This is a genomic window from Streptomyces sp. NPDC048106 (assembly GCF_040706415.1).
Taxonomy (GTDB): Bacteria; Actinomycetota; Actinomycetes; order Streptomycetales; family Streptomycetaceae; genus Streptomyces.
Window position 1 is genome coordinate 19,169 of record NZ_JBEZND010000053.1, and the last position, 11,506, is coordinate 30,674.

Annotated in this window: 10 protein-coding genes; 3 read left to right on the plus strand and 7 right to left on the minus strand. The window is 71.8% G+C overall.

Annotated elements, in window-relative coordinates; translation table 11 throughout:
- Positions 1-2: 2 nt before the first annotated feature.
- Positions 3-1,454, minus strand: a complete 1,452-nt coding sequence (locus tag AB0927_RS35980) for a cytochrome P450 (protein WP_366672033.1) — start codon at positions 1,452-1,454, stop codon at positions 3-5.
- Between the two features lie 474 nt (positions 1,455-1,928).
- The gene (locus AB0927_RS35985; protein ID WP_366672034.1) at positions 1,929-2,690 is read right to left on the minus strand and encodes an SDR family NAD(P)-dependent oxidoreductase; all 762 of its coding nucleotides are present in this window, start codon (positions 2,688-2,690) and stop codon (positions 1,929-1,931) included.
- Positions 2,691-2,825: 135 nt separating this feature from the next.
- Between AB0927_RS35985 and AB0927_RS35990 the strand changes: the two genes are divergently transcribed.
- Positions 2,826-3,698: a helix-turn-helix transcriptional regulator gene (locus AB0927_RS35990; RefSeq protein WP_366672035.1), complete on the plus strand. Its 873-nt coding sequence runs from the start codon at positions 2,826-2,828 to the stop codon at positions 3,696-3,698.
- Between the two features lie 88 nt (positions 3,699-3,786).
- Here the strand turns inward: AB0927_RS35990 and AB0927_RS35995 are convergent, their stop codons facing one another.
- Positions 3,787-5,244, minus strand: coding sequence for an MFS transporter (locus AB0927_RS35995; RefSeq protein WP_366672036.1), 1,458 nt, complete (start codon positions 5,242-5,244; stop codon positions 3,787-3,789).
- Between the two features lie 205 nt (positions 5,245-5,449).
- On the opposite strand from AB0927_RS35995, the gene AB0927_RS36000 reads away from it, so the two are divergent.
- Positions 5,450-5,902 (plus strand): MarR family transcriptional regulator, encoded by a 453-nt coding sequence (locus AB0927_RS36000; protein ID WP_366672037.1) that lies wholly within the window; start codon positions 5,450-5,452, stop codon positions 5,900-5,902.
- Positions 5,903-5,979: 77 nt separating this feature from the next.
- Here AB0927_RS36000 and AB0927_RS36005 read toward each other — a convergent pair whose 3' ends face one another.
- The 4 genes from AB0927_RS36005 to AB0927_RS36020 form a co-directional block, all read right to left on the minus strand.
- Entirely contained in the window at positions 5,980-7,371 is a 1,392-nt protein-coding gene (locus AB0927_RS36005; protein ID WP_366672038.1) for a carboxypeptidase regulatory-like domain-containing protein, read from the minus strand.
- A gap of 122 nt (positions 7,372-7,493) precedes the next feature.
- A complete protein-coding gene (locus AB0927_RS36010; protein ID WP_366672039.1) occupies positions 7,494-8,099 on the minus strand; it encodes a histidine phosphatase family protein in 606 nt (201 codons plus the stop codon).
- Complete coding sequence (locus AB0927_RS36015) at positions 8,096-9,448, minus strand: cation:proton antiporter (protein ID WP_366672040.1); 1,353 nt, start codon at positions 9,446-9,448, stop codon at positions 8,096-8,098. The genes AB0927_RS36010 and AB0927_RS36015 overlap by 4 nt, the downstream gene beginning before the upstream one ends.
- Positions 9,449-9,518: 70 nt before the next feature.
- Positions 9,519-10,880 carry a hypothetical protein gene (locus AB0927_RS36020; protein ID WP_366672041.1) on the minus strand — a complete coding sequence of 454 codons (1,362 nt, stop codon included), beginning with the start codon at positions 10,878-10,880 and terminating at the stop codon, positions 9,519-9,521.
- A 117-nt stretch (positions 10,881-10,997) separates the two neighbouring features.
- Between AB0927_RS36020 and AB0927_RS36025 the strand changes: the two genes are divergently transcribed.
- Positions 10,998-11,489: a MaoC family dehydratase gene (locus AB0927_RS36025; RefSeq protein WP_366672042.1), complete on the plus strand. Its 492-nt coding sequence runs from the start codon at positions 10,998-11,000 to the stop codon at positions 11,487-11,489.
- The last annotated feature ends 17 nt before the right edge of the window (positions 11,490-11,506 follow it).

Below are 11,506 nucleotides of genomic sequence, written 5' to 3' on the forward strand. Positions count from 1 at the left end.
CGTCAGGAGGGATGGCCCGGGTACGGGCAGGCGGGGGTGGCCGAAGGCGGTTCCGTGCCGGGGGCCGGCCGGCGCAGGGGGCGGCCTTCGGTGTCGTGGGCGGCGAAGTAGCGGGTGGCCGGCCGGGTGCGGCGGGCGGCCAGCACCATCCAGGTGCCGAAGCCGAGTTGGGCGATGCCGCGGCCGACGTCCTCGAAACGGCCCCGCGTCCACAGCGCGCCGCGCAGCGCGGACCGCTCCAGGCGCGGCAGCGGGGCGTCCCGGCGGATCAGCAGGCAGGGGGCTCGGTCGGGGATGGACCGGGTGTGCGGGACGGGGGAGTCGAGGACGAAGCGGGACAGGACCTCGCGGGTCGCCGCGCGCATGACGAGGGGGGCCAGGCGCCAGGCGGGGCAGGGGCGGTTGGCGGCCACTCCGAAGGGGATGTGGTGGGCGTTCCGGGCCGAGGTCCGTTCCCAGCGCTCCGGGTCGAAGACGTCCGGGTCCGGGTAACCGCTCGCGTGGTAGTCGGGATAGCTGAAGCACAGGACGGATCCGGCGGGCAGGACCGGCAGACCGTCCAGGGCGATGTCGGCGGTGGCGATGCGGTGGGCGATGCCGAAGAGCGGGTAGAGCCGGAAGGTCTCGTCGGTGACGTGGGAGAGGTACCGGTCGTCGTCCGGGTGCTCGGCCACCCGGCGCTGTACGTCCTGGTGCCGGGCCAGCACCAGTAACAGGTGGGCCATGGCCTCCGACATCTGGACGACGGCCGTGTTGAAGAAGGTTCCCTGGAGGTAGTACGCCTGCTGGAGCCGGGTCAGGCCGGCCGGCAGGGGGTGCCGGGTGGCCGTGTCGCCGGCGGCGAGCCTGCGCAGTAGGTAGGCGGTCAGCCGGTGGCGGCGGCCCAGGTGTCGTGGGCGGGTGCACTTGAGGGCGTTGACCACGTCCTCGGCGTTGTCCACGATCAGCCGCCGCGCGTGCGCCGGGCAGGGCTCGTCGAAGACCAGGCCGTAGAAGAACTCCGCCCACACCGGCATCATCAGGTCCCGCAGCCGGACCGGGGTGACGCGTCCGGTGGCCGAGACGTCGAGGACGGACGCGGTGTGCCGGGCGGCGCGCGCGTACAGCGACTCGGAGGGACCCGAGAGGAAGGCGAGGGTGCACCGGGCGACCTCGTCGTAGCGGGGCCCCGCCTCCAGGTGCTCCTGGTGTACGTCGGCGCCGGGGGCGAGCCAGTACCAGAACAGGTCGGACAGGGCGGCCCCCTTGCTGCGACCGTTGGCCGCCGGGTGGCAGTAGACCTCCTGGAAGCGGTCGGCGCCGACGGTGGCGTCGGGGAAGGTGAGGCCCTCGTCGCCGTTGACCCGGGCGAAGACCTTCATCCGCAGGGCGACGACCGAGCGGGGCAGCCAGGCCGGGGTGGACAGCAGCAGCGTGCCGGCCGCCAGGGCCGCCGCGGCCTTGGACCTGACCATCGTCACGCTCCTCTCGCGAGGTGGGGGGCTCACGTACGTGGTACGGAACAGCGCGGCGCCTGTGCCGGGTGCGCGGAAGACTGACTTATACGCCGTAAAGAGCGGTCGCGCATAACGCTTCGGGAATCGATTCCCGCCCGGCGGCCGGGAAACCTCGTCCGGCCTTCTTCGGGAAATAGCCGGTCCCCGGACGGAGACCGGCATCGACGGTACTTGAGGGTTAAATCACAGGACCAGAGGGTGTCATAGTGACCTGGATCACAGCGGGGTAGGGCGCCTCCGGCCTCCCGCGGGCCGTCCGCATCGACGGAACATGTGATGCCGCGGGAGCTGATGGCCGGTTTTCCCCTGTGGTTATCACCGGAGGATGTGACATTTACAGCAGGTGGCCCAGTTGAATGCGAGGGATTTCGTGACCGGCCTCTGCATGAGGGCCTCGGCTTTTCAGCCGAGGCCCTCACCGCGTTCGCGGTGTCAGCCGCTGCGGCCGGGGAGCATGGCCAGGGCCCGGGAGCGCTGGGCGACGAGGTCGTCGTAGGTGCCCTCGCGCTCGGCCCAGCGGTGCATGAGGACGCCCCGCACGAGGACTTCGCGGGGGGTGGGGTCCGCCGCGAGCAGTTCCATGACCTCGGTGGCGAAGTCGTCGAGCGGCAGCGCGTGCGGGTTCACCTTCTCCTGGCCCGCCGTCGCGACGGCCGGCGGGACGAGCTCGACGACGCCGACGCCGGTGCCGTCGAGCTGGGCGCGCAGTGCCTCGGAGTAGGCGTGCACCGCCGCCTTCGAGGCGGCGTACGAGGGCATGGGCGGGAAGGGCAGGAAGGCGATGCCCGAGGTGACGGTGACGAAGGTGCCGGCGCCCCGCCGGACCAGGTGCGGGGTGAAGGCGTCGACGACCCGGATGGTGCCGAGCAGGTTGGTGTCGATCGTCGTGCGCGCCGCCTCGAAGTGCGCGGGGTCGCGCAGGTCCTCCAGGAGCATGACGCCCGACATCGTCACCACCGTGTCCAGCCCGGGGTACCGGGCGAGCACGGCGTCACGGAAGGAGGCCACGGAGGAATCGTCGGTGACGTCGACGGCGAACGTGCCGAAGCCCTCCCCGGCCAGTTCCGCGAGCGCCTCGGGGCTGCGGCCGCCGACGGCCACGGTGCTGCCCGCCGCGGCGAACCGCCGGGCCAGCTCTCGCCCGATGCCCGAGGTCCCGCCGACGACGAGAACGGTGCGGTTGGAGAGATCCACGGGATCTTCCCTTCGGTCTGTGGGAACAGTGCTCTCGCAGTCTCGGCCGCGTCCGCCAGCCGTGGCAGAGCACCCGTCTTCCCTGGTCCTGACAGGACCCCCTCTGGGACACGCGCACCGCATTACGGTGTCGGTATGACAGACGAGGGATCCGGTAACCGGCTCGGCAGCTATCTCCGCGCCCGGCGCGAGCTGGTCTCCCCGGAGCAGGCGGGCCTCCCGGCCGGCGGCAACCGCCGGGTGCCCGGCCTGCGCCGTGAGGAGGTCGCGCTGCTGGCCGGGATCAGCGCCGACTACTACCTGCGCCTGGAACGGGGCCGCGACAAGAACCCCTCGCCCCAGGTCCTCGAATCACTCGCGCGGGTCCTGCGCCTCGACGACATCGAGCGGGCGTACCTGCTTGGCCTCGCGGCGGCCCGCCCGAGGGCGCCGCGCCGCAAGCGGCCCGAGCACGTGCCGGCGCGGGTGCACGAGTTGCTCGCCCACCTCCAGATACCCGCGTTCGTCGAAGGCCGCGCGTTCGACGTCCTGGCCTCCAACCCCATGGCGGTCGCGCTCTCCCCCCGCCTGCGGCCCGGCTACAACCGGCTCAGGTCCCTCCTCCTCGATCCCGAGGAACAGGCATTCCACCAGGACTGGGCGAAGGCCACCGCCGATTTCGTCGCCGCTCTTCGCACCACCATCGGGGACGACACCGACGACCCCCGGTTCGTCGAGCTCGTCGGCGAACTCGCCCTGTCCAGCCAGCGGTTCCGGTCGCTGTGGGCCCGCCACGACGTCCGTGGCCTGGACGGCGGTACGGCCACGGTCCACCACCCGGTCGTCGGTGAACTGCGCCTCCACCGGGACAAACTGCCCATCGAGGACGTCATCCTCGTCGTCTACTACCCCGACAAGGACAGTGACAGCGACGAGAGGCTGCGGCTCCTCGCCGCCCTCTCGCATACCGGGTCCGCCGGCGCCGCACAGGACGGGCCGGCGGACGTCCCGCAGCCGGACACGGCCTGAGCGGCACGGCCTGACGCGGACGCGCCGGCGCACATGACCGCGCCCGGTCCGTGGGACCGGGCACGGTGTCTCTTCAGGGGCGGGTTGCTCAGGGGCGGGCCGGGGCCTGGTCGGCCTCGGTCGCCCGCGGGTCCGCGGAACCGTCGCCGGACGCGTTGCGCAGGGCCGGGATGAAGGCGGCGACGGCGGCGGAGACGAGGGCGACGCCGCAGCCGATCAGGAGGCCGGTGCGGAAACCGTCCTCGGAGGCGATGGTGTAGCCGCCCAGGTTGACGGTCATGTGGGCCAGGACGACGCCGATCACGGCCGAGCCGATGGTGGTGCCGAGCGAGCGCATCAGGCTGTTGAAGCCGTTGGCGGCGGCGGTCTCGGAGAGCGGGACCGAGCTCATGATGAGCGCGGGCATGGCGCCGTAGGCGAGCGCGACACCGCTGTTGATGACGATACCGGCGAGCATGATGCCCCAGGCCGTGCCCATGAGCGGCAGCGCGAGCGCGTAGCCGACGGCGATCACGACGGCGCCGCTGACGAGCGCGAGCTTCGGGCCGCGCGCGTTGATCAGCTTTCCGCCGAGCGGGGAGATGAGCATCATCATGATGCCGCCGGGCGCGATCCACATGCCTGCCGCGAGCATCGACTGGCCCAGGCCGAAGCCGGTGGCCTTCGGGAACTGCAGCAGCTGCGGCGCGATCAGCATGAAGGAGTACATGCCGACGCCGACGAGGATCGACGCGGCGTTGGTGATCAGCACCCGCGGACGGGCCGTGGTGCGCAGGTCGATCAGCGGGTCGCGGGTGCGCAGCTCCCAGAAGCCCCAGGCCAGCAGCGCGACGACGGCGACGGCGAACAGCGAGAGGGTGGTGCCCGAGGCCCAGCCCCAGTCGGCGCCCTTGGAGATCGCCAGCAGCAGCGCGACCAGGCCGATCGCGAGACCGACCGCGCCGAGCGCGTCGAAACGCTGGCCCTTGGCGCCGGCGGGAACGTCCGGTACGACGACGAAGATCAGCACACCGATGATCACCGCGAGGACGGCCGAGCCCCAGAACAGCAGCTGCCAGTCGGCGTACTGCGCGACCGCGGCGGCGAGGGGCAGGCCGATCGCGCCGCCGATGCCCATGGAGGCGCTGACCAGGGCGATGGAGCCGCTGAGCTTCTCGACGGGCAGGACGTCCCGCAGCAGCGCGATGCCCAACGGGATCATGCCCATGCCCATGCCCTGGAGGCCACGGCCGATGATCATCGGCACGACGGACGTGGACAGGGCGCACACCACCGAGCCGACCACCAGCGGCACCACGCAGATCAGCATCATGCGCCGCTTGCCGACGAGGTCGCCGAGGCGCCCGGACACCGGCACGCAGACGCCGCCGACGAGCAGGGTGACCGTGACCACCCAGGCGGCGTTCGACGAAGAGGTGTGCAGGATCTGCGGCAGCTCGGCGATGAGCGGGGTCACCAGGGTCTGCATGATCGCGGCGACTGTTCCGGCGAGCGCAAGGGTGGTGACGATACCGCCCGTTCTGCGGCTCGGCTGCGGGGCATCCATGGGTGACTCCTCGATTCGTCCGGTCGTCCGGGGCCGGCACGATGCCGGGATGTGCATGATGCACATAGTATGCATTATTCATATCGCACCGCATGGGTCGTGTACGCCACCCGCGTGCGGCACCCGGGTGGCGGGGAGCGCGGCGGGACGGGCCAGCTTCACCGTGAGGCCCTGAGATACGGTCGACTCTGAAGGAGGCACGTACATGGGGAAGCCGTCGCACCTGGTCGAGTTCGAGCACATGGTGCTCGGGCGGCATCAGCTGAGCAGTACCACCCGCCGGCATCAGGAAGGCCGGCTGGAGCGGAGTGCGTACATCATGCTCAGCCGCATCCAAGTGCAGGGGCCGATGTCGATCGGGCAGCTCAGCGACGCCTTCCAGCTCGACGCCTCCACCGTCAACCGGCAGACCGCGCACGCGATGCGGGCCGGGCTCCTGGAGCGGATCCCCGACCCCGAGGGGGGCATGGCCCGCAAGTTCCGGCTGACCGAGGAGGGCGAGCGGAAACTGCGGTACGAGCGCGACACGCACATCCAGGACCTGGACCGGGTCTTCGAGGACTGGTCGGCCGAGGACGTGGAGAACTTCGCCCACTACCTCCAGCGGTTCAACGCGAGCGTGGAGCGGATCACCGGCCAGCCGTGGCCCCGGTCGTGAGCCGGGTCGTTCCACGTTCCGAGCGAGGTCGTCTTACGACCTGAGCCGGGCCGGGTCCTTCCTCGGCCCGGGCCGTTCTACGGCGCGACCGCCTCCGGCACCGCATCGTGCCGGTCCCGCAGCAGGAAGTCCGCGCGTACGACGTCGCCGGAGCCCAGCAGCCGCTGCTGCACCCCCGGCTGCCTGCCCGGCAGTGCCGCCACGATGCTGAGGTAGCCCTCGGGCAGACCGGTCGCGGCGTACTCGCCCCGGGCGTTCGTCAGGGTGGACACCAGTTGGCGGCCGCTGGGGTCCAGTACGGTCACCAGCGCGCGGGGGACCGGCCGCCGGTGCGGGTCGCGGACCGTGCCCACGAGGTCGGGCTCCGGTTCGCCGAAGTGGTGGCGGTGCACGGGGAGTGCCGTGGGTGCCGGCGCCTCCATGGAGGGGTCGTCCACCGGCGGGTCCTGGATCTCCTCGCCGGCGTCCGCCCGGGCCGCGCGTCGGTGCCGCCAGGCGTCCAGGCCCATGAGGGCGGCCCCGGCGGCGATCCACGCGCACAGGACCAGGACCGGCCTGAGCATTCCGGCCCCGCCGAAGTAGAGCGCCGAGCGCAGGGCCTCCACGGCGTTGCCCAGGGGGATGACGGCGTGGACGTACTGGAAGAACGTCGGAAGCATCGCGGCGGGCGCGGCGCCGCCGCTCGTGGGGATGCTGAGCACGATGAACAGCGTCATCCCCACGGCGGGGAAGAACTGGCGGGTGAAGGGGGCCAGGCCGGAGGCGAAGGTGGCCACGGCCGTCGTGAGCAGGAAGGACACCAGCATGGCCACCGGGTCGTGCGGCAGGTAGCCGAGGCCCACGCCGACGGCGAAGCCGACGACGCCGAACAGCGCGGCGACCCCCAGGATGGCCAGCAGCTTCCTGCGCCGGTCGAAGGCCGTCGCGCGCAGCAGCGTGGTGGCGAGGATGTAGCCCGGCACGCTCCACGCGATGCCGAAGTAGACCAGGGTGGTCCCCATCCGGTCCTTGCTCACGGTGGGGGCGACGTCCTGGACGGCGAGGTGCTGGGACCGGTCGCCGACGACCTGGCCGAACGTGGTGGTCAGCGCCTGTTCCAGCGACGCGCCGTTCGCCTTGGCGACGAAGAGCACGGGGTGCTTCCCGTGCTGCCCGGGGGCGAGGCCCGCCACCGCCGTCCGGTCGCGGACGGCCTGGCGCGCGTCCGCCGCGTGGGGCACGGCCGTGATGTCGAATCCGCCCGGCTCGGTCCGCTCCAGCACGGCCGCCACGTCGCGCGCCTCGGCGGCCCCGGCGACGACGACGTGGGCGTGGTGGGGCTGGGGCGAGTGGAGCGCCGGCGCGAAGCAGAACAGGAAGCCCAGGAAGAGGGCGGCGGGGAACCAGGCGGCCTCGGCCAGGGTCCTGGCCCTTGACGGCCGGGCGGGCTGCGCCATCCGGTCGACGTGCTGCTGTCCTTCGTCGCCCACGCGCTGTTACCTGACCCTCTCGTTCCGGCGCTGCCGTCCGGTGAGTGGCAGTCGGCCCATATATTTGTAGTCTACATGTAACTATTTCGGTCATCTCTTCGGCGGGGCGGGTGGCCAGGTGATCAGCTGGTGCGCAGGGGCACCGGCAGGTGGTCCCACAGATTGACGTGGGACAGGCGCCAGCGGCCGTCGGACCATTCGAGCGCGGTGATGCCGCAGTGGTAGAGCCTGAGGCAGAAGGTGTCGGACTCGGCGACCGCCCGGACGACGGTGCTGATCAGGTCGCCGTGGGTCACCGCGAGCACCGGCTGCCCCGACTCCTCGGCGCGCCGGGTGAGTTCGACCAGCGCGGCGCGCGCCTGGGCGCGGAAGTCCAGATAGCGCTCGGAGAGGAGCCTCCCGCGCCGTCTGGCGAACGGCGCGGTGGCGGAAGGCAGTTCGGGGAATACCTGGAAGTCGGCCGCCGCGAGCGTGTGTTGGACCCGGGCCGGGAGTCCCAGTGACTCGCGCAGGTGCTCGGCCGTCTCGCGGGCCGGTGTCAGCGGGCTGGTCAGCACGCTGCCCACGGTCAGCGACGTGTCGCCGTCGAGGCGCCCGTCGCCCGCGAGCCACCGCGCCAGATGCCCGGCCTGGCGGTGCCCGAGCGGGCTGAGGGCGGTGTCCCGCCCCCGGCGCCCCTGGCCCGCCCGCGCCGGCGACTGCCCGTGACGCACCAGATAGATCCTCACCTGACGTCCTCCACGAGCGGTTCCCCCTCCACCGCCAATTCCCCGGCCTCCCCGGCGGAGCCCGGCATGAGGGGCTTGCCCCCGGCCACGATCCGGCCGAGCCAGAACCCGGCGAACTGGGAGGTGACGATGGACAGCAGTACCAGCGAGGTGAAGAAGTTCTCGTTGATGATCCGCGCGCCGAACGCCACGGAGGCGAGCACGATGCCCGGACCGCCGCGGGCGTTCATCGCGACGGCGAGGTTCCTGGCCGCGGCGGAGGTCTCTCCCGCCAGCCGGGCCCCGAGCCAGACGCTGGCCGACTTCACCAGGCAGGCCAGCGCGAGGAACCAGCAGAAGAACACCGGGTCGAAGTGGCGCACCAGGTCGAGCTTGATGCCGACGATCGCGAAGTAGACCGGCACGAAGAAGCCGAGGGAGACTTGGCGCAGCGTCTCCTGGGACCGCTCCGCCCCGGCCCCGGACGCGCCCGCCACGCACATGCCCGCCACGAGGGCGCCGAAGATCGGGTCGATGCCGAGCCCGGCACAGGCCGCGCACAGCAGGAAGACGACGACCAGCCGGAACGCGAGGGGGCTGCGCCGCTCCAGGACGTTGGCCCGGGACCGCGACAGCCGCGCGAAGAGCCCCGGCCCGAGCCACAGGGACAGCGCGAGGAACAGCAGGGGCACGACGGTGAAGTAGGCGACGGTCGGCGCCAGTTCGCCGGAGCCGTACGACGCCCACAGCCCGTAGGCGTCGGCGCCGCGGGCCTGGGCCATGCCGAGGACGATGGCGAGGACGACGTAGAGCAGGATGTCCTCGACCACGGCGACGGCCAGGACGATCCGGGCGAACAGGGTCCGCAGGATGCCGAGGTCCAGCATGATGCGCGAGATGACGGGCACGCTGGTGACCGCGACGGCCATGCCGAAGACCAGCGCGAGGGCGGCGGGCGAGCCGTTGGGGCCGGACAGGCCGTCGGTGCGCACCGCGGAGGCGACGGCCAGTCCGAAGGCGAAGGGCAGAGCGAGACCGGAGACGGCCGCGTAGGTGATGGTGCGCCGCCCCCCGGCCCGGCGCCGGGCGCGCAGCTCGGTGCCGGTCAGGTACACCAGCAGCAGCATGCCGATCTGGTAGAAGGCGCCCAGCACGGACGAGGTGGCGCCCCCGGACGGGAACAGCCAGTGCCAGGCCCCCGGGGCGAACTCGCCGAGCACCGTGGGGCCGAGCACCAGGCCGCCCGCGATCTCGCCGATGACCTGGGGCTGGCGCATGAGCGCGAACAGATGGCCGCCGAGATGCGCGGCGGTGAGCAGGACGATGAGCGCGAGGAGGAGATGGGCGACCTCAGCGGCTTCGAGGGACACGGCTCCTCCTTCCTTCCGGGTGCGCACAGGCGGGTGCTGATACCACGGGTGTCCCTTCTGTCGGTCGTGCTTATACGGAGACCACACAGTCGTCGGAGCAGCCGGCGCCCGCGACGCTGACGATCCCGGTCCTGCCGTCGCCGAAGAAGCGCGCGAACAGGCCCGCGGGACGACCGCCGAACAGCAGCGGCCCGAACACCGGCGCCACCTCGGTGTCGTACGGCTCGTCGACCCCGTCGGCCACCACGGCGAGCCGGCAGGTGCGCGGCGCCACGAAGTCCTGCACCACGCTGGTGCCGGTCTCCGCGGCCGCGGTCACCGCCGCCGCCCACTCGGCCTGGTCCGTCTGCCGGCCGATGACGACCTGCCGGCCGCTCATGCCGATGCCCTCCTTGAGCACCAGCGACTCCCGGTGGCGGACGGCGAACTCCACCAGGTCGACCTTGCGTTCACCCCGCGTCGTCCACCGGTGGGACAGGACCCGGGTCCACGGCAGATAGGTGTCGACGAGGGCGCGTTCGGCCGCGCTCATCCACGGGCGGCCCTCCGACAGCAGGCCCATGGTCAGCTTGCTGGACAGGAAGGTGGACGTCTGGGTGCCCACCAGGAGGCAGCCGTGGTCCAGCGCGGTCTGCACCGGGGCGGTGTCGACGCCGAGTTCGGCCCAGTCCGGGATGGTGAAGTCCCGCAGCCCCACCAAGTGACGCAGGCCGGGCGGGCAGTCCCAGGCCTCGTGCAGGTCCTCGGGTTCGAAGAAGCGCGCCAGCAGACCGTGGCTGTTGAAGTGGTCGACCTGCATGTCGAAGTACCGGGTGAGGCCCCCCTGGTCGAGGGCGCTGCCCACCATCGCCACCCGGGGCGGCACCCCGAGCTCCGCGCAGAGCCGGCGGAACATCTCGGTGCGCACCGCGAACGGGTCCTGGTAGCCGAACGGCACTTGCCCGCGGGCGTCGGTGTAGAGCCGCCGCCAGACCTCCATACGGCAGTGGAACTCCACGGGCCCGCCCAGCGCGCCGCTGACGTTGAACTCCAGGAACCGCGGGCCGTCCGGACCGATCACGATGTCGGGGCGGGCCACGCAGTCCGCGTACCGCTCCTCGGTGAACTGGTCGGCCAGGAAGAGCTGCCGCTCGCTCTCCGGCATGCGGTACGCCGCCAGCCGCCCCTCGGTGGTGGCCGCGCTCTCCAGGGCGGTACGGCGCACCAGGTCGAGCAGGGCCCGCGAGACGCGGAACAGCTCGGCGTACGACGCGGCCGGCAACGCGATCGGCGCGGCGGGCAGATGCGTCTGGTACCAGTAGCCCGTGTCCCGTATCTCGTGCCGCAGCATGTCGCGGAGCGTCGCCGCACCGGCCGCGGGCGCCAGCCGGTGCCGGCCGAACCACGGGTGGCCCGTCGCCGGCGAGGGGGCCGCCTCCAGGAGCACGGTCATGCGTCTTCCTCTCTTTTCCCACTTCTGATCACGCGCCGCGGCGCACCGCTAGGGTGTGCGCGGTGCCTCGGCACATCCGGCGCCCGCAAGCCGTAAACGCACACGGGAGAAGGTTGTATGACACTGCGTCAGGTAGGCGACAACGAGTACGTCGAGGAACACGGCGGCGACTACGAGGACTTCGAGCCGGGGATGGTGATCAGGCACTGGCCCGGCCGGACCATCACCGAGTCGGACAACACCTGGCTGACGCTGCTGACGATGAACCAGCATCCGCTGCACTTCGACAAGGCCTACGGTGAAGGCGCCGAGTACGGACGGGTGCTGGTGAACAGCGGCATCACGATCTGTCTGATCAGCGGCATGACGGTGCAGGCGCTGTCCGCGCGGGCCGTGGCCAACCTCGGCTGGGACCGGGTCCGGCTGAAGGACCCGGTGTACGTGGGCGACACCCTGTACGCGACGAGCCGGATCCTGGACAAGCGGCTCTCCAAGTCCCGGCCGGGACAGGGCATCGTCACCGTCGAGACGACCGGCACGAAGTCCACCGGGGAGACCGTCATCGTCTTCGAGCGGTCCTTCATGGTCCGCTGCCGCGAGACGGCCTGACGACACCGCCGGACAGG